We start from the raw sequence: 24,252 nt of genomic DNA on the forward strand, positions 1-24,252 counted from the left end.
AATCACGAGGCGGGCGCCCAATGCCCCTCAGCACAGCGCATTGACGCATGCCCCGAACGGCTTATACTGAGAGTTGCGCGCCCAGCAAGGAGCATACTCGCATGACGCATACGCCAACCGGCCCGCAGGCCAGCTACGATCAGGTCGCCACAGAGTACGCTGAACGGTTCCGCGACGAGATGGACAAGAAGCCGTTTGATCGCAAGATGCTGGACTGGCTGGTTGAACGGGCCAGCGGCATGGGCGCGATCTGTGACATGGGCTGCGGCCCGGGACAGATTGCCCGCCACTTGCGCGGTCGCGGCGCGGAAACGTGCGGCATTGACCTGTCACCGGAGATGGTGAAACAAGCGCAGCGCTTGAACCCGGACATTCCCTTCCAACAGGGGAACATGCTTGCGTTGACTGATGTGGCCGACAATGCGTTTGGCGGTATCGCCGCCTTCTATTCCATCATCCACATCCCGCGACCCGCAGTGGTCGATGCGCTGCGTGAGCTATGGCGGGTGCTGCGTCCGAACGGCACACTCCTGCTCACCTTCCATATCGGACACGAAATCCGGCATCTCGGCGAATGGTGGGGCAAGCCGGTGTCGCTCGATTTCATCCTCTTTGAGACCACTGAGATGAAAGACTACCTTCAGGCAGCGGAACTTACGCTGGCGGAAGTGATTGAGCGGGACCCCTATCCCGACGTCGAGGTGCAGACGCGCCGCGCGTACATCTTCGCCAGGAAGCCGCGAATCTAGAGCGTTTCCCAGAAACAACGATACGCGACCTATCACTGCGTAACCCATGCTGGGGCGCGGCATGCGCGGCCGGCAAGATTTCTCAGGCACTGCGTGCCTTCGAAATGACGGTGCGCGCGCTGTCGTCATTTCGAAGCCGCGTAGCGGCTGAGAAATCTTGACATCGTCTCGCCACCCACTGGCCGTATCGGGTGGTTATTGAAAATGCTCTAAACGAGGAGTCCTCATGACCGATGCCACTCGTCCCCGGACTACCTATCACGGCGAATCGCTGCGCGCCGTTGCCATGCCGCTCGGCGGCATCGGCACCGGCACGATTGCACTGTGCGGCGACGGTTCGCTGCGCCAGTGGCAGATCCACAATCAGGTCAACCACGTCGCTTGCGTGCCGCACTCGTTCTTCGCGCTCTGGGCGCGGCGCGCACGGCCGCCGGAGGAACCGGTCGCGCGCGTGCTGCAATCGGCCGCGCTGTATGACACGGCCGGCGCGTCCCCACCGCCGACCGCCAATGACCATCTGGTGCCGCAAGCACATCGCTCGCTGCTCAAGAAACTGCCGGGCGTCGCCGAGACCGAGTTCGCCGGCGAGTATCCAATCGCCGAACTGACCTACCGCGATCCGGCGCTGCCGCTTGACGTGCGGCTCGAAGCGTTCAGCCCGTTCGTCCCGCTCGATGCGGACGATTCCGGCCTGCCGGCAATCCTGTTTCGCTTCAGCGTGAGCAATCCGACCGATCACGCGATGCTCGCGTCGCTGGCGGCCTGCCTGCAGAACTCGGCCGGCTGGGACAACGTCACACCGATCTTCGGCGCGAAGTGTTCGCTGTACGGCGGCAACGCCAACACGCTGGCCCGGCTCGGCGGCGCGACGGCGATCCACATGGGCACGACGCGTCTGCCGGAAGACGATGACGCCTACGGCACGCTGGCGCTGGCCGCCGACACACCCGACGCGACGTACCTGACGCAGTGGGAGGATCTGCGCGCGTTCTGGGACGACTTCAGCGCCAACGGCCGCCTGCATAACGCCGCCGATTCGACGCCGAGCGCGGCCGGGCGGACGTGGAACGGCGCGCTGGCTGTGCCGTTCGCGCTCGCGCCCGGCGAGACGCGCACCGTCACATTCACGATCGCGTGGCACTTCCCGAACCGTTACGTGAACTGGTCGCAAAACCGCTTTTTCGGATTGCAGGACGAGCGGAGCAAGTTCTGGCTCGGCAATCGCTATGCGACGCGCTTCCAGTCCGCGCTCGACGTCGCGGCCTACGTGCAGGCCAACCAGCCGCGCCTGCGCGACGAGACACGCCGGGCACGCGACACGTTCTACGACACCACGCTGCCGCGCGCGCTGATCGACGCGGTCACGTCGCAGATGAGCATCATCCGTTCGCCGTCGTGTTTCTGGGCGGAAGACGGGCGCTTCTACGGCTTCGAGGGCTGCGGCGGCGCGTCCACCCCGCACATGGAGCCGGTCGGCGGCTGCTGCCCGCTCAACTGCACGCACGTCTGGAACTACGAGATGGCGCTGGCGCGGCTGTTCCCCGGTCTCGAGCGCACGATGCGCGAGATCGAATGGGACATCCAGCAGCACCCGAGCGGCTACCTGCCGCATCGCGTCCTGCTACCGCTCTACCTGCCGCGCGTCTGGGATCGCGACTCGGAAGGCCCGGCGCATCCCGCGCTCGACGGCCTGCTCGGCGCGATCCTCAAGACGTACCGCGAGTACCGCGCTTGCGGCGACCGCGCATGGCTGGCGCGCGCATGGCCGGCCGTGACCAAAGCGCTCGATTACATCTGGGCGCGCCACGACCCGGAGCGCACCGGCGTCATCACTGGCGAGCAGCCGAACACGTACGACATTTCGATCTACGGGCCCAACACGTTCATCGGCACGCTCTACCTCGCTGCCCTGCGCGCCGTGGAGGCGATGGCGGCATTACAGGGCGACGATACGCGTGCGGCGCAGTGCCAGGCGGCGTTCGCGCGCGGGCGCGATGCGCTCGACCGGCAACTGTGGAACGGCGAATACTACATCCAGGACGTGGATTTGGCCGCGCACCCGGAGCAGAACTGGGGCGCGGGCTGCCACTCGGATCACTTGTTGGGACAGTGGTGGGCGCATGCGCTCGATCTCGGCCATCTGCTGCCATCGGAGCACGTGCGCGCGGCGGCCGCAGCGATATACCGGCACAACTTCCGCGAGAACTTCCGCGGCCACGTTCAGACGCCGCGCGCATTCGTGAGCGACGACGATCAGGGGCTGTTGCTGTGCACGTGGCCGCGCGGCGGACGTCCGGCCGTGCCGACGCTCTACTCCGACGAAGTCTGGTCCGGCATCGAGTACGCCGTCGCCGCCTTGCTCCTACACGAGAGCGAAACGGACGCGGCGGTAAGGATCGTGGAGGCGGTGCGCGCCCGCTACGACGGGCGGCGGCTCAATCCGTGGAACGATATCGAGTGCGGCGACCACTACGTGCGCGCGATGTCGTCGTGGTCACTGCTGGAGGCGGCGTCCGGCTACGCCTACGATGCCGGCGCGGCGATGATGGCGTTCGATCCACGGCTCACACCCGCCGACTTCCGCGCGCCGTTCTTCGCTCGCGACGGCTGGGGCACGTTCGCCCAGCGGATCGCGAATGGCGCGCAGACCTGCACGCTGACGATCGCATGCGGACGACTGGAACTGGCTAGCCTGCGTCTGCGCGCGCACGGTACGCCATCGAGCGTGGCGGCGACAGTGGACGGTCAACCTGTGGCGGCTTCACTCACGATGGATAGTGATATAGTTGCCATCACGTTTCAGCCCACCATCTGCCTATCGGAAGCTGGCACGCTGGCGGTGACGCTGCGCGAGTAGATTGGCGCACAAATAGAACGGGACGTTCGCGCAACGCGCGAACGTCCCGTATCCGTTCATCCGTTAAATATCCGTTGACAAGCGCGGCTAGATCAGCCGCCGGTTCGCCAGGCTCGGCACCTCGCGGCGAATCTTCTCCAGCCGCTCGGTATCCAATTCCGCCACGATCGTGCAAGGCTGGTCCGGCGCTTGCGCCAGCACCGTGCCCCACGGGTCCACGATCATCGAGCGCCCGTACAACGACTTGGTCGTGCGCGCGATCGGCCCAAAGTTGCCGGCTGTGATCATGTAGTTCTGGTTCTCGATCGCGCGTGCGCGGATCAGCACTTCCCAGTGGTCGCGGCCAGTGTTGGAATTGAACGCGGCCGGCAGGAAGACCGCCTCGGCGCCCTTCACCGCCAGGTCGCGGAACAGTTCCGGAAAGCGCAGGTCGTAGCAGATCGCCAGCCCGACCGTCAGCGGCCCGATCTCGGTGACGACCGTATCCGAACCTGCCGCCACGGTCGCCGATTCCTCGTATTTCTGCCCCGCGCCGAGGTCCACGTCGTACAGGTGAATCTTGCGGTAGGTGGCGATGCGCTCGCCATCCGGCCCCAACAGCACGGTCGTGTTGTACGTCTTGTCCGAGTTGGGGATACGCTCGTTGATGCTGCCGCCATGCAGGTAGATGTGGTTGCGGCGCGCCGCCGCTTCCAGGCGCTGCACGATCGGGCCGTCGAGTGACTGGGCGTTGGCCACCACGGTCGCGTTGTCCGCGCTGATACACGGCCACGTCTCTGGCAGGGCCACCACCTGCGCACCCTTCGCCGCCGCCTCGTCAATCAAGGCGTCGGCGGCGTTCAGGTTGCGCTCGACGCTCTCGTCGGCCAGCATCTGCACTGCCGCTACTTTCATTTTCATCGGTTCGCTCCTATTGTTTGTGGACAGCGCTTGCGACGGCCGCCACTTGCCGAATCGTCTCGAAGGGTTATCACATTAGATCACGGATTCGCCCGAGCCAACAAGGGTCATCCTGAGCGCGGAGGCAACATCCAGCACTTCCATGGAGCCACGCGCGCGAAGGACCTTAAATCTGTGACGTCACAGTGGATCGTTGATTGAGATGCTTCGCGCGTGCGGCAGACATAAAGCCAAAGGTGTTGCCTTCGCGCTCAGCATGACAAGGTCATGGAGGGCTTGTCGACTCGAATCAGTATAACCAATTGTGCAGTATCGGTGATTATGTAGCTATTCCCAACCTGAGCTATTGCATTTTCTGCAACAGTTGCCAAATGTCAAGCCATTTCGGGTCAGTTGTTGCATTTATTGCAACAACTGCGAGCACTATGCATTTTTTGCATATTGCTTTCTTCAGCCAGTTCTCCTTCCGCAAACACATTGCGAACATGGCGCGAAATCACAGACTGGTTGCGCTGAAACAGCTCTGAAAGCTGTGCCTGTGTCAGCCAGACCGTCTCGCTTTCAATGCGCACGTCGAGCCGGATCTTACCGTCGGCCGATTCGTACAGGACAATCTCGCCAGTACCTTTATTCACCCGCGCGCCTCAAGGTCAACAAACTCAAACTCGACGCCATCGCCAGGATAACGATGACCGCGATGCCCAGATTATAGCTGCCAGTGGCATCATGCAGGAAACCGGTGAACGGCACCGCTAGCGCCGAAGCGAGCTGGTTCATCGGGTTCAGCAGGCCCGCCACCGTGCCGTACGAGCGCCGCCCGAACGACTGCGCCGTGACGACCGACTGCAGCGCCGCCAGCCCGCTGATGCCGATGCCGCCGACCACCGCATAGACCCACGCCAGCGCCGGCTCGTTGGACAGGATCAGAATCCAGATACCGCCCGCCGCGATCCAGATGCTCACCGTCGCGATGCGCTGCACCGGCAGCTTGTCCGACAGGTAGCCCCACAGGAAGCGCGACAGCGCCGCGCAGACCGCGTAGGCCGAGACGATGGCGGCGGCGACCGCGTTGCTGAAGCCGCGCTCGGTCAACACCGGGAACTGGTAGACCAGCGTCACCTGCAGCATGCCGAACGCGAACATGTAGCCGAGCGCCTGCTTCCAGAACGCCGGCGCGCGCATGACTTCCCGCGTCGTCCACAAGCGCTCCTCCAGTGCCGACGCAGCTGTCACCGCAGGCGAGGCGCTGCCCGGCGGTGGCGGATCCTCGCCGTCCGGGTGCAGGCCCATCTGCTCCGGGTAGTCGCGCATGAAGAAGAAGACCGGCGGCAGCATCACCAGCAGGATGCCGATGCCGATTGCGCCCAGCGCGAAGCGCCAGCCGACGTTGTCGATCAGGTACTGCGCGGTCGGCACCATGACGATGCCGCCCGCCGAGATGCCCATCGTGGACATCGCGATCGCCATGCCGCGCCGCCGGCGGAACCAGCGCGTGACGACCGCCTGCGCCGGCACGCCGCCCAGCATGCCGTAGCCGACCGAGAGAATGACCGCGTAGAGGAAGTAGAACAGCGCCGGTTGCTCGGTCAGCGCGGCGAAGATGAACGCGCCGCCCGCCACCAGCGAGCCGGTCAGCATGATCGGCCGCGAGCCGAAGCGGTCGGTCAGCCGCCCGATGATCGGCGAGAGGGCGATGCCGGTCATTGAGCGCGTGAAGTTCATGGAGGAGACGAAGCCAACCGTCCAGCCGAACGCCAGCGACATCGGCTTGATGAACTGGCCGAAGATATAGCCGCCGGTGCCGGCCGTGATAAACGAGCCGCAGAAGGCGATGGCGACGATCAGCCAGCCGTAGAAGATGCTTGTGCGCCGTGATTGTGATATCGCCATCATGCGCTCCCGGCCGCGCGCCGCGCGTGCTCGATCTTCGGCAGGCGCAGGAGGCTCAGGCAGGTCGCCAGCGCGACGACGATCACTAGCGTGAAACCGAGGTTGTAGGAACGCGTGCCATCATACAGAAAGCCGACGAACGGCACGGCCAGCGCGGCCGCCATCTGGTTCATCGGATTCAGCAGGCCGACGACGGTGCCATACGAACGACGCCCGAACGAAAGCGCCGTTACTGTCGGCTGCATCGACGCCAGGCCGCCGATGCCCGCCCCGCCGACAATCGCATACAGCCACAGGACGGGCGTGTCGGTCGCAAACATCAGGATCGACATGCCGATGCCCGCCAGCCAGATGCCGGTGACGGCCAGTTTGCGCGGGTCGGCGCGGTCGGCGAAATAGCCCCAGCCGAACTTCGACGCGCCGGCCGCCAGCGCGTACAACGACACGATGGACGCCGCCATCGTACCGTCGAAGCCGCGGCTGACGATGAACGGGTACTGGTACACCTGAAGCGTTTGCAGCAGCGCGGATGCGAACATGTAACCGACCGCCTGCTGCCAGAACATGCTGGAGCGCATGACCTCGGCCGTGGTCCAGATGCGGTCATCGTGCACCGGCCCGGCCGTGGGCGCGGGGCCATCGGCTGCCGGCGCGTCGCCATCGGGATGCAGGCCCATCTGCTCCGGATAGTCGCGCATGAACAGCAGGACGAGCGGCAGCATGAGGATGACCAGCCCGACGCCGATCAGCAGGAACGTCATGCGCCAGCCGACCGCGCCAAGCAGGTACTGCACCAGCGGCACCATCACCACGCCGCCGGTGGACACGCCAACCGAGGTCAGTGCCAACGCCATGCCGCGCCGTCGGCGAAACCAGCGCGCCACCGCAGCCTGCGAGGGGATGCCGCTGAGCAGATTGAAGCCCAGCCCGATGCAGACCGAAAAGACGATGTAGAACAGCGTAGGGTCGTTGACGACGTAAAGCGCGCTCCACGATACGCCGGCCACCAGCACGCCCGCCGCCATGACCGGACGCGAGCCAAGCCGATCGGTCAGGCGCCCGATGAACGGCGCGATCGCGACGCTGGTCAGCGAGCGGACCGTCGTCGCCAGCGAGACTTGCCCGACCGACCAGCCGAACGTCTGGGACAGCGGCGTGATGAACTGGCCGAACACATACAGCCCGGCGCCCGCCGTGATGAAGCTGCTGAAGTAGGCGATGAGGACGATCAGCCAGCCGTAGAACACACGCGGCGCAGAGCGCGCGGCCGGCGAAGAACTTAAGGTCATGGGAAGGGAGCGGACCGCGCGCGGGAACGTGCAGGGTGATTAGTCCAACAGGCGGCGCAGTCCGGCCAGGCAGCGGCGCGCGCATTCGAGCTGCGAGTAGGGATACTGTTCCTGCTCGATAATGAACCATTCGGTGCCGCCTGCCTCGCGGCAGGTCGACAGCACGTTCGACCACGGCACATCGCCCTCGCCCAGCAACGCCAGCGGGTTGGCGCGCGAATACTCGACCAGGTGTACCGTCGTCGCGCGGCCGGGATACCGGCGCAGGACGGCCGCCGGGTCGGCGCCCGCTTCGAGCGCGTGCCCGACGTCCAGTTGCATGCTCAGTCCGGGCGCGGCGTTGCCGAACAGGATGTCCCACGGCACGGCGCCATCGACCGGCACGAACTCCCATGTGTGGTTGTGGTAGCCGAGGCGCAGGCCGCGTTCGCTCAACCGCGCGGCGAGGTCGTTCAGCAGCGATCCGCTGGCGGCCCAGTCGGCGCGCGTGCGGCGGCGCGCTTCCGGCAGCATCGGCACGACGACGAACGGATTGCCCAGTTCAAGATTGAACGCCACGGTGCGCTCGAATTCGTCGCCGAGCAGCATCTCCAGCCGCGTGTGCGCGCCGCAGACGCGCAGGCCGCGCTCGGCCAGCCAGCCGCGCCAGCGCGCGGCCGGTTCGGCGTAGTTGGCGGCGAACAGTTCGACGCCGGCATAGCCCATCTCGGCGATCGCCGTCAGCGTGCCCGGCATGTTGGCCGCGAGCGCCTCGCGCACGGCATATAATTGCAAACCGATTGGAATGTTCACAGGCCCGCCAGAAATCCCAACTTCCAAATCCCAAACCCCAATTTGGAATTTGGAAGTTGGGATTTGGGATTTGTCTACGCTTGCCAGTACAGGTTGATCATGTCGCGCACAACCGCGGCGGCCGTCGGCAGCGGGTTGCCCTCTTCGATGGTGGCGACAATTTCGCCGTTGACATCGGTCTCGTAGCGCACGCCCATCTGCCCGGCGCTCAGGCGGCCCATCGGGTGGTCTTTTGGCAGCGCGGTCGGCTTCACGGAGAGCGTGTACTTGTCGCCGTCGCGCGCGGCCGTGCAGAGCAGTTTGATGACCTTGCCCTCGGCCTTCGCGCGCGCGAGGTCGTCCATCGTGACTTTCGTGATGCCGGTAATCTCCACATCGGCCAGCGTCGCGTGAAAGTCCAGCGCGGCATGCGCCAGGATTAGCAGTTTGTTGGCGGCGTCGTAGCCTTCCACGTCGAGCGTCGGGTCGGTCTCGGCGATGCCGTTGTCCTGCGCGATCTTGAGCGCGTCGGCGTACGCCATGCCGTTCTCGGCCATCGACGTCAGGATGAAGTTCGTCGTGCCGTTCAGGATGCCCTCGATGCGCTCGATGCGCGCCACGACCAGATCGCGGCGGCCGATGTTGACGACCGGCAGGCCGCCGGCGACCGATGCGCTGAACGCCAGGCGCACGCGCTTGCGCTGCGCGGCTTCGGCCAGCTTCGGATACGCCAGCACCAGCGGCCCCTTGTTCGCCAGTACAACGTTCATGCCGCGCTCGATCGCCGTCTCGCACGCCGAAAGTCCCGGCTCGCCATCAGTCAGGTTGGTCGGCGAGAGCTCGATCAGCGCCTCCGCGCCGGACCTTTCCAGCATCTGCTTCGCGGTCATGCCGGCATGGCCGTACTTCGGCAGCGTGGCGATGCCCTGCTTGCTCTCCTTGATGCGCAGCACTTCGTGCATATCAAGCCCGTCGGACTTGGGGCCGAGTGCAAACGCCGGACGGGGTCCGTCGGCCACAATCACGGCCGCGCCGGACGAATCCGACGCGCCAACCAGCTTGAACGCCACGTTGTAGCGGTCGCGCATATGCGCTTCCTTGGTGATCAGCAACTCGAGCACGCGGCGGCCGACGTTGCCGAGGCCGACGAGCGCGATGGAAACCGTCTTGGTCATGGTTGCTCCCGATGGAGAGATGGATAATGACATAATGGCGTTCAGGCTGCGGCTCGTTCGAAGACGATCAGCCGCCAGATGCCGCGCGTCTCGTCCTGCACGGGGCGCAGGCCGCCCGCACACGCCAGCGCGATAATTTGCTCGTTGGAGTGAGCGAATGCCCGGAAGTCGCGGCGCACCAGCCAGAGACCGGCGTTCAGCACGCGCATGCCGAGCCGCACCCACCAGGCGTCGCGCGGAAAGACCAGCGCCAGCACGCGGCGCGCGCGCTGCGCGGCCGGCACCACCAGCGCCGGCATGTCCGGATAGCAGCAGACGACGCGATTCATCACCACGACGTCCGCCGCATCGACTTGCGCGGACTCCAGCGCGAAGTCGAGCGCGCGATGCTCGGCACGCTCGGCAAAGCCGAGCGACGCGGCCAGGTCGCGCGCCGCCTGCACGTAGCCGCGCGAGATGTCGACGTCCACGGTATGCGCGGCGCCCGCCTTCAGCAGTTCGAGCTGGATGCCGCCAATGCCGCCGCCGACCTCCAGCACCGTCGCGCCCTGCACACCGCGCCGGACCACGCTATCGGCCAGCGCGCGGTTGGCGCGGTCGAGGCCGCGCCGGCGGTAGCGCTCCACTTCGGCGCGCGCGGCGCCCGGCGTGAAGACCTGGTTCAACCCCTGTTGTTGGGTGCAGCAGTTCATCGTTTATACCTCATTATTACGGACGCCGTCGCGCACCGATTATACCAAAAAACGACTGCGGCCCCAGATTGGCGGCCGCAGTCTCGGAGATAATATCCGGTTGTACTTGTTTACCGGGTAGTCATGATAAGTGCGTAGCCAGAAAGGCTCGTGTTGGGCGTTGATCGATTGGCAGACCCGCTCGACTGCGTGGGGTGACGCCACGGGCAGACTCGTGTATATGTATCGACCCCACCCCCGACCCCTCCCCGCGAAGCGAGGAGGGGCGAAAATCAAAGGGGATTGGCGAGGCGGCTACGCCGCCTCGCCAATCCCCCAACATAGTTCCCCTTCTCCTCCGCGCCGCGGGGGAGAAGGGGGCAGGGGATGAGGGGGCGCTCAGGCCAGGCTCGCACATGCGAGTCTGATACAGGTTGAGTGCGCATGCGATCACCGACGGCTTATCTGGGCCGTGCCTGCGGAAATACCAATATACACGCGTTGGCCGACGAGGTAAACAAATACCTCCGGTTATTCAGCGTTGCCCGGTGTCACTTCGCCGATGCGGGCGGGCGCGGCTTGATCGTGATCAGCGTGGCGTCCACGCCGCCGTACGCGTTGCGCTTGCCCAGCACCACTACCACGTCGCCCAGGCGCATGTCGCGCACGCGCACGCGCTCGCCGTTCATGCGCGCGATCGTCGCGGGATGCAGTGTCACGGTGACAACTTTGTTGGCGCGTGTCAGCACGATGATCGCCTGACTGCGAGGGTCAAACTGCACGATGCGGCCAGTCAACCCTTGAGGCGCAGGCGTGGCGTTGGGGGGCGGTGTGGCCGCCGGCGCGGGCGTGGTCGGCACAACGGTGGGCAGCGTGTCGCGATTACGCGCCGACTCTTCCGCCGACGCGCTAGTGATGCCCAGGAAAAGCCCGAAGACGATGACAAACGGCACCAGGAACCAGTATACGACCGGGCGCGCCAGCAGTGACCAGAACGCTTGCATCTCAGCCCGCCTTCGCTCCCTGGGCCGCCAGCCAGCGCGGCAGAACGACCACCGCGCACCAGACCGCCAGAATGCCGGCACCCACCGCAATCACGTCGCCCCACGGCACCGCATCGAGCAGGGCCGCGGCAAAATCATCGGCCATGCTGCCCGCCACGTCGAGGTTGCCGAGCAGGAGAGCGAGGTAGTCGAGCGCGCCTGAGAACGTCAGGCCGCGCCCCAGGACAAAGGCGAACATGCCCAGCAGCGCCAGCCCAACCAGCGAGACCGCCGCGCTGATGCTCTGGATGCGCCGCAACTCCTGCACGCGCGCCAGGACGCGCCCGGTAAAGTTGGGCGGTGGGTTGGCGAGCTCGATGCGGTCGTAAAGCCGATCCAGCTCGTCCGGTTCATTCGGCTTCATAAAGTTCCTCTACATTCTCCACGCAGCCGGCAGAGATAAAGTTTCAACTTCACACAAGCTGTGCGACGCAGGGTATACCGACAAGCAGTCGGAACCCAGCAGTCCGTCATGCCGGCGTGTAGTAAGCCGGCATCCATGTCCTCATGCGCCAAGTGTCCAGGCCAGGGTGGTCCAGATTGGATTCCGGCCAAAACTATGCCGGAATGACGTGTTGGTGGGTCGCGGTTGGTTTCACACTCTCCAACGATGATCAGTAATACCCAAGACTGTCAGCAGGCGAGTTATCAACGAAATCCTTCAAGCTGTTCGCGGAGTAGTTTCTTCGCCCGCTGGAAGTACGTCTTGGCTGTGTTTTCCGGCACACCCATCACCTTGCCGATCTCGGCGAACGATAATTCGTTTATGTAACGCAAAGTGACGGCTATACGGTAGTTGGGCGGCAGGGCGTTGATGGTGCGGCGCAAGACTTGCTGCAGGTCGGCACGCTCGGCGAGCTCATCGGGCAGCGGTGCGGGGTCGGCGACGTCGCGCTCGCCGGACTCGCCACCCAAGTCGTCGCCCGGCTCGTCCAGCGACAGGCTGACCGTGCGCCGCCGGCGCCAGAGGTCGATGCACTTGCGGCGGGCGATCTGGTAGACCCACGGCTTCAGCGGGCTGTCGAGCCGCGCGCGCGGCAGCGACTGGTACATCTGCACAAAGGCGAGTTGGGCCGCCTCGTCCGCTTCGTCGGCGTCGCCGAGGAAGGTGAGCGCGAAGTTGAAGATCGGCTTGGCATAGCGGTTGACAAGCGTCTCGAACGCGGCGGCATCGCCACGCGCAAACCGTGCCGCCAGTTCCTCGTCCGACAGCATGGGCGCTGACACATGCGTGATGATAACACCGCGCCGTTAAAATGTCATGTGAACAGGCTCAATTTTGTTTGAGTAATGCGGTCTAAGATGTTATAATCGCAAACACAGCGAGCCGGCATATGCCGGCACGCATGTTAGAGGGAGAGACGCTATGTTTGGACGCAAACCGGCGGTGAGCGAGGAGCAGGTGCTGAACGCCCTGCGCGTGGTGCAGGAGCCCGATCTGCACCGCGATCTCGTCACGCTGAATATGATCAAGAACGTGAAAATCGAGGGTGCGAAAGTCAGTTTTGGCATCGAGTTGACGACCCCGGCCTGCCCGTTCAAGAACAAGATGCAGGAAGACGCCCGGCGCGCCGTGGCCGCTCTGCCCGGCGTGCAGGACGTCGTCGTGGACATGCAGTCGTCGACCACGACCGACCAGCGTATCCGCGGCCAGTTGAACATCCCGGTCAAGAACACCATCGCGGTTGCCTCCGGCAAGGGCGGCGTCGGCAAGTCGACGGTGACGGTCAATCTGGCGGTCGCGCTGGCGATGGACGGCGCAAAAGTCGGGCTGCTCGACGCGGATGTCTACGGTCCGAACGACCACATCATGATGGGCGCGCCGAAACAGCCGCTGATGGCGGACGCCGAGACGAAGAAGATCCAGCCGGTCATCGCGCACGGCATCAAGCTGATGTCGATGGGCTTCCTGGTCGAGCCCGACCAGGCGCTCGTCTGGCGCGGCCCGATGCTGCACGGCGTCATCCGGCAGTTCCTGAACGACGTGGACTGGGGCGACCTCGACTACCTGATGATCGACCTGCCGCCCGGCACCGGCGACGTGCAGTTGACGCTGGCGCAGTCGGTGCCGCTGACCGGCGCGGTAATGGTCACGACGCCGCAGGACGTGGCGCTGGCCGACGTGCGCAAAGGGATCACGGCGTTCGAGAAGCTGGAAGTGCCGATCCTCGGCGTGATCGAGAACATGTCGTACTTCATCTGCCCGAAGTGCGGCGAGCGCACCGAGATCTTCTCGTATGGCGGCGGGCGGCGGGCGGCCAAGGAGTGGGAACTGCCGTTCCTGGGCGAGATCCCGCTGAACCCGGATATCCGCTTCGGCGGCGACAGCGGGACGCCGATCACCATCGCAAAGCCGGAATCACCGGTGGCGCTGGCCTTCCGCGATGTGGCGCGGCAGGTGGCTGCACGCGTCAGCGTGCAGAATTTCAGCCGCAAGTCGCCGATGACGATCGCCACCGGCGACATCCAGGTCGTGAAGCGTTAAACAACCGGCGCGGCCGGCAGCCTCGACACGCTGCCGGCCGCGTCCGTACCGCATAAGCGGAACTCCGGCGATGGTGCGCATTCATGTGACAGCCTACGGCGACCTGCGCCGCTATATCCCCGCCGAGCAACGCGACAGCGACGCGTCGCTCACGCTGCCCGCCGGCGCGACCGTCATGCAGATGCTCGACGCCTTGCGCCTGCCCTATCAGAACACCTGGCTGATCGGCGTCAATGACGCCGTGGTGGACCTCGAGCACGCGCTGTCCGATGGCGACCGGGTTGAGTTGATGATGCCGATCGGAGGCGGCGGCGCAGCGCTATGCCTACCGTTCTGATTGAAGGCCCGCACCGCTTTTTCTTTTTCAGTCGAGAAGATCACGAGCCTCCGCATATCCACGTGGAAACGGCAGAAAATGCCGCCAAGTTCTGGCTGTCTCCGGTTCGATTGGAATGGACGGTCGGATACACTTCAAAAGAACTTCGCCAGGTGCGACTGGTCATCGAGCGAAACGAAGCGCTATTCATGGAGAAATGGCATGAGCACTTTCGCAACCGCTAGCCCAACGTCCGTTTTAGCCGTGTCAGTACGATTTACCGAAGACACGATGCAAGTCCGGCTGTCCGACAGTCGCGAGGTGACTGTTCCGCTAGAGTGGTTTCCACGCCTGCGTGACGCGACGCCGGAACAACGCGCGCACTGGCGATTGATCGGGCGCGGCGTGGGCATCCATTGGGAAGACGTTGACGAAGACGTCTCGGTGGCGAGCCTGTTGCGCGCCTGGTAACCGCCGCGCATTATTAAGACGAGTTGCTGAGGTTGCGGCCCCGCAAATTCGCTGTCAGACCTTTGGGCCAATTCCACTCCTGGAGCGTACGATGCCGACTGATCCCATTCGACAAACCTTCATCAACATCCCGCAGTGGGCCGAACTGACGCTGTATCTCAGTTCGCTGGTCTCGATCGCCATTCTGGTGCTCGGCTTCGTGCGGCGCGCCAAACCGTGGGCGATCGACCGCAAGCAGTTCACGAAGCAGTTCGTCATCGACATCCTGCCCAACGGCGTCGAGAAGGTGCTGGCCAATGTGTTCGGCCAGCGGCGGCTCCTGCGTCAGTCGTACGGCGGCACGATGCACTTCGGCCTGTTTTGGGGCTTTGTCCTGCTCTTCATCGGCACGGCGCTGGCGACCGTCGATTGGGACGTCACCAAGAAGATCTTCGACATCCAGTTCCTGACCGGCGCGTTCTATCTCGGCTACGAATTGGTGCTCGACATCGCCGGGGTGGCGTTCATAATCGCGCTCGGCATGGCGCTCTACCGCCGCCATGTGCAGAAGCCGTCGCAACTGACCTACCTGCGCGATTTCCCGATCACGCTCTGGGCCTTGCTGGGCATCAGCGTGACCGGCTACGTCATCGAAGGACTACGCATCGCGGGCGTGCGGCCGCTGACGCACGAGGGCGTGCGTGCCGCGGCGGCGTTCGTGCCGCCGTGGGGCATCTGGTCGCCGGTCGGCTACGCGCTGGCGCAGGTGCTGGCGGCCCTGCCGGTCGATGTGCGCGAGGGGCTGCACTTCGTGCTCTGGTTCGCGCACGCGACGGTCGCGCTGGTCTGGATCGCCTCGATGTCGTGGAACGAGAACGCCGAGCACATCCTGACCGCGCCGCTCAACACGTTCTTCGCGCCGAAGCTGACACCGCCGCCCACGCTCGTGCCGATCAATATTGAAGAGGCGATGGAGAAGGGGCTGGCGCTTGGCGTCAGCAAGCTGGAGGAGTTCCGCTGGCAGCAGCGCATGGCGTTCGACACCTGCACGATGTGCGGGCGCTGTGAGGCGGCCTGCCCGGCGTTCCTTCAGCAAACGCCGCTGTCGCCGAAGCGTGTTATCCTTAAGCTGCGCGATCACCAGCACGCCATGGCACGACTGGCGCCGGATGCCGAGCGCCCGGCACTGACCGGCGCGGAGGGCGGCGTCGTGACCGCAGATGAATTGTTTTCGTGTACGACCTGTATGGCGTGCGTGCGCGAGTGCCCGGTCTTCATCCCGATCGTGGACACCATCGTAGACATGCGCCGCTTCCTCGCGCTGAGCGAGGGCGCCATCCCGCCCGCCGGGCAAGGCGCGCTGCGCAACGTCGAGCGCGCAGGCAACCCGTGGGGCCAGTCGCAGTCGGATCGCGCCAAGTGGGCCGACGGGCTCGGCGTCAAGACGCTGGCCGAGGCGCAGGCAGTCGACGTGCTGTACTGGGTCGGCTGCGCCGGCTCCTATGACGCGCGCAACCAGAAGATCGCGCGCGCGGTCGTGAAGATCCTGCAGACGGCCAATGTGTCGTTCGCGATCCTCGGCAAGGAAGAGAAGTGCGTCGGCGACTGGCAGCGGCGCATGGGCGAGGAGTACCAGTTCCAGACGCTGGCCGCCGAGAACATCGGCACGATGGGCGGCTACAAGTTCAAGACGATCATCGCCCACTGCCCGCACTGCTTCAATACGCTCAAGAACGACTACCCACAGTTTGGAGGCAACTACGAGGTCATGCACCATTCGCAGTTCATCGCGCGGCTGATCGGCGACGGGCGGCTGAAGCTGAGCAAGCCGCTGGCCGACCCGGCGGTGACGTTCCACGATTCGTGCTATCTCGGCCGCTACAACAATGAATTCGACGCGCCACGCCGCATCATCGGCGCGATACCGGGCGTGCAGTACAAGGAGATGGAACGCTCGCGCAGCACCGGCCTGTGTTGCGGCGGCGGCGGCGGGCAGATGTGGATGGAGCCGCTGGCGCCGAAGGGCGCCAAGAAGGCGAACGCGCACCGGCTGGACGAGGCACAGGCGACCGGCGCGAAGACGATCGGCACGGCGTGCTCGTTCTGCACGATCATGATGGAAGACGCCGTCGCCACGAAGGGCGCCCAGGAGCAGGTGCGCGTGCGCGATATTGCCGAGTTGACGGTGGAGGCGCTGTAATTGAACAAGAGCCGAATTGTGATCATTGACACTGATGAGGGAACTGTCCGAGTGATGAAGGGACTGGTAGCAGAATGACTCAACCTACCGTGACGGTGCCAAACGTGACATTGACGCTGGATCAACTTGTCGGCGCAATTCGTAACCTGGACAGGCCGGCGCGCGTCTGGATCGCCCGCGCGCTGATTGAAATTGACGCCGATCTCGATGCTCAGTTGGACGACCTGATTCGGCGACTGGAGACGCGGGAGCCCGCCGACGATATCACCGATTCGGATATCGAAGCCGAAGTTCGTTCGGTGCGCACCGCCCTGTAGGGAGTTTTGCCGCACAAGTGGATATTAAGGGCTCTTGGTGGTCCCGTAGGGGGCGGCTCGCGAGCCGCCCCTGCCGTGGGAAATCAGCTCACGACGCTGTATCAGTTCTCTCCGGGGTATGTATTGACGAGTTCACCGCGCCAGAATATTGACACTCTTTATGAGCACTCTGGCGAAAGCCGGAGCCCACTACGGGCAGTCTGGATGCCGGCCTTCGCCGACATGACGGCCTGGTAACGCAAGGTTCGAGCACTAACCCGACCAACACCGGCTTTCGTAGATGCTTATCAACCACGGAACAAGAAATCTGTGACCACTTCCCACTGGTACGACCCGGTTGCCGGGCAGCAGATCTTCGGCGCCGAGCTGCCGTCGTACGACACGCTTGTCTCGTGCGTGCGCTGCGCGCGCTGCCTGCCGGTCTGCCCGACGTACCGCGAGACGCTGAACGAGGTGCAGTCGCCGCGCGGGCGGCTGGCGCTGATCCGCGCCGTCGAGGACGGGCGCATCGCGCTCGACGCGTCGGGCCTTGAGGCGCACCTCTACCACTGCCTCGACTGCCGGGCGTGCAACACGGTCTGCCCGGCGGGCATCCCGATCGGCGAGACGATCCTCGCCGCGCGCGCGGCGATCGCGGCGAAGCGCCCGCGGCCGGCCGTGCAGCGCTGGCTGCTGGACTTCTTTTTCGCGAAGCACGCGCGACTGGAGGCGGTGTTCGGGCTGGCGCGGCTGGTCCAGGCGCTGCGGCTCGACGCGATCGCCCGCCGGTTGCCGCTGCCGCCGTCACTGCGCGCGATGCTGGCTATGCTGCCGGCACGAATGGCGATCCCCCTGCGGCCGCGCCTGTCGTCCGCGCCGCGTCGTGAGGCGGCGGCCGGCGACAAAGCACCGCGCGTCGGCTTTTTCGTCAACTGCGTGATGAACGTCGCCTACGCTGAAACGAGCGCGCGCTCGCTGCGCCTGCTGGAACGGCTCGACTGCGAGGTCGTCACGCCGGTCAACCTCGGCTGCTGTGGCGCGCCGCAGGAAGACCAGGGCAGCAAAGCGACGGCGCGCGACTTCGCCCGCCGGCTGATCGCCGAGTTCGAGCGGCACGGTGCGCTCGACGTGATCTTGACCGACAGCGCCGGCTGCGGAACCATCATGAAGGAGTACGGCCACCTGCTGCGTGACGACCCGCGCTGGTCCACGCGCGCCGCGCAGTTCAGCGCGAAGGTGCGCGACATCAACGAGTACATCGTCGAGCGGGTGAAGGCGCAGCCGCCGCGCGGGCGCGTCCACGGGCGCGTGACGTACCACGACCCGTGCCACCTGGTGAATACGCAAAAGGTGAAGCAGCCGCCGCGCGACATCCTGCGCGCCATTCCGGGACTCGAGTACGTCGAGTTGCCGGACGGCGCGTGGTGCTGCGGCAGCGCCGGCATCTACAACATCACGCACCCGGCGATGGCCGACCAGGTGCTGGCGCGCAAGCTCGACGCCATCGCCGCGAGCGGCGCGGACATTTTGGTGACCGCCAATCCCGGCTGTATGATGCAAATTCAAATGGGACTGCGCGCGCGCGGCCTGCCGGTGCGCGTCATGCATATCGTCGACGTGCTCGACATCGCGTATCAGACGACGGGCGGTTCACGAACCGCCCCTACATACGGTCGAAATTCATGACAACTGCGGACGTAGTGGGCATTCGCTTCCAGCGCGGCGCGACCAAGATCTACACCTATCGCGCCGGGCCGGCTATCGGCGGCATCAAACTAGGCGACCACGTGGTCGTCGAGACCAAGGACGGGCACGACATCGGCAAGATCGTGATGGTCGGCCCGCTGCGCGGCGGCAAGCGGCGCGACAACCTCAAGAACGTCGTGCGGCGGGCGACGCCGCGCGACCTGGTTTCGCGCCAGTGGTACCGCAAGCGCGAAGGCGACGCGCTCGTCGCGGCGCGCAAGGTCATCGTCACCAAGCGCTTGCCGCTCAAGGCGATCCGCGCCGAGTTCGCGTACGACGGCAGCCGCCTGCTGCTGCACATCCAACCGCTGGACGAGAAGCAGGAGGAGTTCGACTTCGGGCCGCTGTGTGACGATGTCGGGCGGCAGTTCCGCACGCGCGCAATGGTGCGCACCGTCGGCCCGCGCGACGCCAGTCAGTTGATGGGCGGCTATGGCTTGTGCGGCGAGGAGAAGTGCTGCTCGCTGGTCGGCGTCGGGCAGGTGGCGATCGACATGGTCAAGCAGCAGGGCATCGCGATGAACCAGCCGGACGCGATCGGGCTGTGCGGCCGCCTGCGCTGCTGCCTGCGCTTCGAGGCGTCGACCTACAAGGAAGCGCGCACCGACCACCCCAAAGTCGGCACGCAGGTGAAGACGCCGCAGGGCCAGGGCGAGGTCGTGGATGTCGACGTGCTGGCCGAGGTGCTGACGATCGCGCTGGGCGAGCGGGGTGCGGAAGAGCGCACCTACGTCAAGATGCTCTTGAGCGAGCTGGAGAAGGCCGACCCGGACGCCTGCCCGCGCTGCAACGGCGCCCGCCCGCCGCGCCCGGCCGAAGCGGCTACGGAGACAGACGAGTAGCGCGATTCACGACGAGTCCAGCATCATAAACTACATTCGCCACAGAGGCACAGAGACACAGAGGAATCTGAGGTTTTTCTCTGTGCCTCCGTGTCTCTGTGGTGGCCTTTGGGTGTGTAGCTTATAACATGCGGCGGGCGCGGCCCGCCGTTTTTGCATACGGAGAACGTACGCCATGCTCTCTGCTACGATCCTGAACGAACTGCGCGCGGCGGTGTCGCCGGGGCGCGTGCTGTCCGCGCCGGAGGAGTTGATCGTATACGGCTACGACGGCGCGTTCGTCGAGCACCGGCCGGATGTGGTCGTCGCGCCGGCCTCGACCGCTGAGGTGTCGCGCGTGCTGCGCATCGCCAACCGCGAGCGCATCCCGGTTGCGCCGCGCGGCGCGGGCACCGGGCTGGCCGGCGGCTCGGTGCCCGTGGCGGGCGGCATCGCGCTCAACATGGCGATGATGAACCGCATCGTCGAGATCGCTCCGGGTGATATGTGTGTCGTCACCCAGCCGGGCGTCGTCACCGGCGCGCTGCAGTCGGCGGTCGAGGCGCAGGGGCTGTTCTACCCGCCCGACCCGGCCAGCCTGAACCAGTGCACGATCGGCGGCAACATCGGCACCAGCGCCGGCGGGCCGCGCGGCCTGAAGTACGGCACCACGAAGGACTACGTGCTGGGGCTGGAAGTCGTGCTGGCCAACGGCGACGTGCTGCGCACCGGCGGCCGCGCGATGAAGAACGTCACCGGCTACAACCTGACGCAGTTGTTCGTCGGCTCCGAGGGCACGCTCGGCGTCGTGACCGAGATCACGCTGCGACTGCTGCCGAAGCCGCTGGCCAAGGCGACCGTGCTGGCTATCTACAACTCGCTCGACGCCGCCTGTCAGACGGTCGGCAACATCCTCGGCGCGAGCGTCGTGCCGGTCACGACCGAACTGATGGACAACGTGGTGATCAAGGCGGTCGAGGATGCGTTCCATCTCGGCCTGCCGACCGACGCGGGCGCGCTGCTGCTGATCGAGGTCGATGGCGATCCGCAGACGGTGCCGCTGCAGCAGCGCACGGTGGCCGAGATCTGCGCAGAGTCCGGCGCGCGCGAGGTGCGCATCGCGAAAGACGCCGCCGAGGCGAACGCGCTCTGGCAGGCGCGGCGCGACATCTATGCGGCGATCATGCGCCTCAAGCCGAACACGCTGCCGGAGGACATCTGCGTGCCGCGCTCGAAGATCCCGGAGATGGCGCGGCGCGTGTCCGAGGTGCGCGAGAAGTACGGGCTGGCGATGCCGATGTGGGGCCACGTCGGCGACGGCAACCTGCACCCGTCGATCATGTGCGACCGCCGCGACGCCGACGAGATGCGGCGCGTGCACGCGGCGCTGAGCGAGATCTTCGCGGCGGCGATCGAGCTGGGCGGCACGCTGACCGGCGAGCACGGCATCGGCGTCCTGAAGAAGGAGTATCTGCCGACCGACCTGAGCGCGACCGCCATCGCGCAGATGAAGGCCATCAAGCAGTTGTTCGACCCGAACGGCATCCTGAATCCGGGCAAGTTGTTTCCGGATTAACCAGGTAGACCTCGGGGGGTTGAAGACCCGCGCGGTCTGCATAACCGTAAGGTCTATAATATCCCCATGCCCAGCCTCACACCGCAACAGTTCGTCGATAAGTGGCGCAACGTCACGCTCAAGGAGCGCTCGGCGGCGCAGGAGCACTTCATCGACCTGTGCCACATGCTCGGCCACGAGACGCCGGCCCAGGCCGACCGCTCCGGCGCGTCGTTCGCGTTCGAGGCCGGCGTCAGCAAGAGCGCCGGCGGGCAGGGCTTCGCCGACGTCTGGAAGCGCGGCTACTTCGCCTGGGAGTACAAGGGCGTCCACGCCAACCTCGACAAGGCGTACCAGCAACTGCTGCAATACCACGAGGCGCTCGAAAGCCCGCCGCTGCTGGTCGTCAGCGACATGCAGGTGATCGAGGTCCACACAAAATTTGACCGATCGGTCAAGAAAATATATCGCCTGACGCTCGACGACCTGCTGACCGCTGACGGGTACAAGACGCTGCGCGCCGTGTTCACCGATCCGGATGCACTGAGGGCCGGGCAGACGACCGAGCAGGTGACGCAGGAGGCGGCGCGCGAGTTCGCGCGGCTGGCCGAGATTCTGCGGAAGTATGGAACGGAGCCGCACGCGGTCGCGCGCTACCTGATCCGCCTGCTGTTCTGCCTGTTCGCGGAGGACGCGGGGTTGCTGCCCGCCGGGCTGTTCACGCGGCTGGTCGAGCAAGGGCGCAAGTCGCCGCAGGCGTTCGCCGCGCAGGCGCGCGCGCTCTTCGGCGCGATGCGCGGCGGCGGCTGGTTCGGGGCCGACGAGATCGCCCACTTTAACGGCGGCCTGTTCGCCGATGACCACGCGCTCGAACTGCCGGGCGAGGCGCTGGAAATCCTGCGCGGCGTCTCGCGGCTCGACTGGTCGAGCATCGAGCCGTCGATCTTCGGCACGCTGTTCGAGCGCGGGCTTGATCCCGACCGCCGCTCGCAGCTCGGCGCGCACTTCACCAGCCGCGACGACATCGTGCTGCTGGTCGAGCCGGTGCTGATGTCCCCGCTGCGCCGCCTGTGGGCGTCGGTGCAGGCCGGCGTGCGCGACATGGCGGCGAAGCGCGACGCGGCGAAGGGCGCGAGCCGCACGCGCCTGCACAACCAGATCGCCAAGTTGCTGCGCGACTTCGCCGACCAGATTGCGGCTACGACCGTGCTCGACCCGGCCTGTGGCAGCGGTAACTTCCTCTACGTCAGCCTGCAACTGCTGCACGACCTGGAGAAAGCGGTCATCCGCACGGCCAGCGAACTCGGCATCGGCTCGTTCTTCCCCGGCGTCTCGCCGGCGCAACTGCGCGGCATCGAGATCAACCCGTACGCGCACGAACTGGCGCAGACGACGATCTGGATCGGGCATATCCAGTGGATGCGCGACAACGGCTTCGGCACGCCGGACGCGCCGATCCTTAGGCCGCTCGACACGATCACGGAGATGGACGCCATCCTGGCGCACGACGCGCACGGCAAACCGGTCGAGCCGGCATGGCCCAACGCTGATGTGATCGTCGGCAACCCGCCATTTCTCGGCGGCAAGCGTTTGCGGACAGAGTTGGGCGACAAATATATCGACGACCTGTTCGTCTTGTACGAAGGTCGCGTGCCGCACGAGGCTGATCTGGTCTGCTACTGGTTCGAGAAAGCGCGCGGACAAATCGAGGCGAAGAAGACTAAACGCGCCGGGTTGCTGGCGACGCAAGGTATTCGCGGCGGCGCAAACCGCGAGGTGCTGAAGCGGATCAAAGACAGCGGCGACATCTTCTGGGCACAGTCCGACCGAGAATGGGTACTCGACGGCGCGAACGTGCATGTTTCAATGGTCGGGTTTGATGACGGTTCCGAAACTAACCGCATACTGAACGGCATCGTAACGGCCAATGTAAATCCTGATCTTACCGGGACCACTGATCTGACAATGGCCAGGTCGTTGACTGAAAATCTTGGCATTTCGTTTATGGGTGATACAAAAGGTGGCGCATTTGATATTTCCGATGACGTCGCTCAGACCATGCTCCATGACAAAGGCAATCCAAATCGATTGCCCAACAGCGATGTAGTGCGCCCGTGGGTAAACGGCTTTGGCATAACGCGCCGCTCACGCGAAATGTGGATTATCGATTTCGGCAAAGACATGCCCGAAAAGCAAGCGTCGCAATACGAGCGACCGTTTGAGTACGTCAAAACGCATGTTCGCCCGGAGCGATTGAAGAATAACCGCGAAGCCTATCGTAGGCGTTGGTGGCTCCATGTCGAGGCGCGTCCTGCCATGCGAGACGCGCTGGAACCATTGCCTCGCTTCATTGCAACAATTACTGTAGCGAAATACCGGCTTTTCTCTTGGTTGCGGCATCCGACGCTACCTGATCACGCATTGATCGTCTTCGCCCGCGACGACGACTACTTCTTCGGCGTTCTGCATTCCAAGGTACATGAACTATGGGCGCTCCGCAAAGGCACTGCGCTTGAGGATCGCCCACGCTACACGCCGACCTCAACATTTGAGACGTTCCCCCTGCCGTGGCCGCCCGGCCACGAGCCAAAAGACGATCCGCGCGTGACTGCCATCGCCGACGCCGCGCGCGAACTGGTCGCCAAGCGCGATGCGTGGCTGAACCCGCCCGGGGCAACGCCGGTGGAACTGAAGCAGCGCACACTAACCAAGCTCTACAACGAGCGGCCGACCTGGCTCGACCTGCTGCACCGCGCGCTCGACGCCGCCGTGTGCGCCGCCTACGGCTGGCCCGCCGACCTGCCCGACGACGACATCCTCGCGCGGCTGCTGGCGCTCAATTTGGAACGGGCGGCGAGCCATTCGCCAATGCCTTACGACACGTTCAAGTAGGCTGCCGCGCCGGCACGCGAACGGACCAATGAGCGCAGAAGAGGTTGCGTCGCAAACATGCGTTCTAAATTGCGCCGGTTCCATTCTTGGCTGAAATTTGTCGCGAGTCTATAATTTGTTCCCGCACAAATGGCGGCAACGATAGA

Annotated in this window: 22 protein-coding genes; 12 read left to right on the top strand and 10 right to left on the bottom strand. The window is 65.1% G+C overall.

The genetic code is table 11. The annotated features are described in order from the left end of the window. Positions 1 to 101: 101 nt before the first annotated feature. Complete coding sequence (locus HZB53_16860; protein MBI5879320.1) at positions 102 to 749, top strand: methyltransferase domain-containing protein; 648 nt, start codon at positions 102 to 104, stop codon at positions 747 to 749. Positions 750 to 975: 226 nt separating this feature from the next. Then, positions 976 to 3,606, top strand: a complete 2,631-nt coding sequence (locus tag HZB53_16865) for a hypothetical protein (GenBank protein MBI5879321.1) — start codon at positions 976 to 978, stop codon at positions 3,604 to 3,606. Positions 3,607 to 3,693: 87 nt separating this feature from the next. On the opposite strand, the gene HZB53_16870 is transcribed toward HZB53_16865, so the two are convergent. The 10 genes from HZB53_16870 to HZB53_16915 form a co-directional block, all read right to left on the bottom strand. Further along, positions 3,694 to 4,500 carry a carbon-nitrogen hydrolase family protein gene (locus HZB53_16870; protein ID MBI5879322.1) on the bottom strand — a complete coding sequence of 269 codons (807 nt, stop codon included), beginning with the start codon at positions 4,498 to 4,500 and terminating at the stop codon, positions 3,694 to 3,696. Positions 4,501 to 4,895: 395 nt separating this feature from the next. Then, entirely contained in the window at positions 4,896 to 5,141 is a 246-nt protein-coding gene (locus HZB53_16875) for a hypothetical protein (protein MBI5879323.1), read from the bottom strand. Beyond that, positions 5,134 to 6,396: an MFS transporter gene (locus tag HZB53_16880; GenBank protein ID MBI5879324.1), complete on the bottom strand. Its 1,263-nt coding sequence runs from the start codon at positions 6,394 to 6,396 to the stop codon at positions 5,134 to 5,136. Before HZB53_16880 ends, HZB53_16875 begins: the two co-directional genes overlap by 8 nt. Beyond that, positions 6,396 to 7,685, bottom strand: coding sequence for an MFS transporter (locus HZB53_16885; GenBank protein ID MBI5879325.1), 1,290 nt, complete (start codon positions 7,683 to 7,685; stop codon positions 6,396 to 6,398). The genes HZB53_16880 and HZB53_16885 overlap by 1 nt, the downstream gene beginning before the upstream one ends. Before the next feature lie 39 nt (positions 7,686 to 7,724). After that, positions 7,725 to 8,420: a sugar phosphate isomerase/epimerase gene (locus HZB53_16890; GenBank protein ID MBI5879326.1), complete on the bottom strand. Its 696-nt coding sequence runs from the start codon at positions 8,418 to 8,420 to the stop codon at positions 7,725 to 7,727. 131 nt (positions 8,421 to 8,551) lie between these two features. Further along, entirely contained in the window at positions 8,552 to 9,631 is a 1,080-nt protein-coding gene (locus HZB53_16895; GenBank protein MBI5879327.1) for a homoserine dehydrogenase, read from the bottom strand. A gap of 41 nt (positions 9,632 to 9,672) precedes the next feature. Beyond that, the gene (locus HZB53_16900; protein MBI5879328.1) at positions 9,673 to 10,323 is read right to left on the bottom strand and encodes a class I SAM-dependent methyltransferase; all 651 of its coding nucleotides are present in this window, start codon (positions 10,321 to 10,323) and stop codon (positions 9,673 to 9,675) included. Between the two features lie 530 nt (positions 10,324 to 10,853). Next, positions 10,854 to 11,306: a hypothetical protein gene (locus tag HZB53_16905; GenBank protein MBI5879329.1), complete on the bottom strand. Its 453-nt coding sequence runs from the start codon at positions 11,304 to 11,306 to the stop codon at positions 10,854 to 10,856. A gap of 1 nt (position 11,307) precedes the next feature. Further along, a complete protein-coding gene (locus HZB53_16910; GenBank protein ID MBI5879330.1) occupies positions 11,308 to 11,709 on the bottom strand; it encodes a hypothetical protein in 402 nt (133 codons plus the stop codon). Positions 11,710 to 11,993: 284 nt separating this feature from the next. Further along, entirely contained in the window at positions 11,994 to 12,572 is a 579-nt protein-coding gene (locus HZB53_16915; protein ID MBI5879331.1) for an RNA polymerase sigma factor, read from the bottom strand. A gap of 139 nt (positions 12,573 to 12,711) precedes the next feature. Here HZB53_16915 and apbC point away from each other — a divergent pair, with 139 nt between their 5' ends. The 10 genes from apbC (at position 12,712) to HZB53_16965 (ending at position 24,106) form a co-directional block, all read left to right on the top strand. Continuing rightward, positions 12,712 to 13,830: an iron-sulfur cluster carrier protein ApbC gene (gene apbC, locus HZB53_16920; protein ID MBI5879332.1), complete on the top strand. Its 1,119-nt coding sequence runs from the start codon at positions 12,712 to 12,714 to the stop codon at positions 13,828 to 13,830. 70 nt (positions 13,831 to 13,900) lie between these two features. After that, complete coding sequence (locus HZB53_16925; protein ID MBI5879333.1) at positions 13,901 to 14,167, top strand: MoaD/ThiS family protein; 267 nt, start codon at positions 13,901 to 13,903, stop codon at positions 14,165 to 14,167. Then, entirely contained in the window at positions 14,152 to 14,391 is a 240-nt protein-coding gene (locus HZB53_16930; GenBank protein ID MBI5879334.1) for a DUF4160 domain-containing protein, read from the top strand. Before HZB53_16925 ends, HZB53_16930 begins: the two co-directional genes overlap by 16 nt. Next, positions 14,369 to 14,617: a DUF2442 domain-containing protein gene (locus HZB53_16935; protein MBI5879335.1), complete on the top strand. Its 249-nt coding sequence runs from the start codon at positions 14,369 to 14,371 to the stop codon at positions 14,615 to 14,617. The genes HZB53_16930 and HZB53_16935 overlap by 23 nt, the downstream gene beginning before the upstream one ends. Positions 14,618 to 14,708: 91 nt before the next feature. After that, positions 14,709 to 16,796, top strand: a complete 2,088-nt coding sequence (locus HZB53_16940) for a 4Fe-4S dicluster domain-containing protein (protein ID MBI5879336.1) — start codon at positions 14,709 to 14,711, stop codon at positions 16,794 to 16,796. A gap of 74 nt (positions 16,797 to 16,870) precedes the next feature. Continuing rightward, positions 16,871 to 17,113 carry a hypothetical protein gene (locus tag HZB53_16945; GenBank protein MBI5879337.1) on the top strand — a complete coding sequence of 81 codons (243 nt, stop codon included), beginning with the start codon at positions 16,871 to 16,873 and terminating at the stop codon, positions 17,111 to 17,113. Between the two features lie 309 nt (positions 17,114 to 17,422). Continuing rightward, the gene (locus HZB53_16950; GenBank protein ID MBI5879338.1) at positions 17,423 to 18,778 is read left to right on the top strand and encodes a (Fe-S)-binding protein; all 1,356 of its coding nucleotides are present in this window, start codon (positions 17,423 to 17,425) and stop codon (positions 18,776 to 18,778) included. Continuing rightward, positions 18,775 to 19,680 carry a hypothetical protein gene (locus HZB53_16955; GenBank protein ID MBI5879339.1) on the top strand — a complete coding sequence of 302 codons (906 nt, stop codon included), beginning with the start codon at positions 18,775 to 18,777 and terminating at the stop codon, positions 19,678 to 19,680. The genes HZB53_16950 and HZB53_16955 overlap by 4 nt, the downstream gene beginning before the upstream one ends. Before the next feature lie 175 nt (positions 19,681 to 19,855). Next, entirely contained in the window at positions 19,856 to 21,235 is a 1,380-nt protein-coding gene (locus HZB53_16960; GenBank protein ID MBI5879340.1) for an FAD-binding protein, read from the top strand. Positions 21,236 to 21,301: 66 nt separating this feature from the next. Further along, positions 21,302 to 24,106, top strand: coding sequence for a class I SAM-dependent DNA methyltransferase (locus HZB53_16965; protein MBI5879341.1), 2,805 nt, complete (start codon positions 21,302 to 21,304; stop codon positions 24,104 to 24,106). Positions 24,107 to 24,252 lie beyond the last annotated feature (146 nt).

It is taken from the genome of Chloroflexota bacterium, from assembly GCA_016235055.1.
Lineage (GTDB): Bacteria > Chloroflexota > Anaerolineae > JACRMK01 > JACRMK01 > JACRMK01.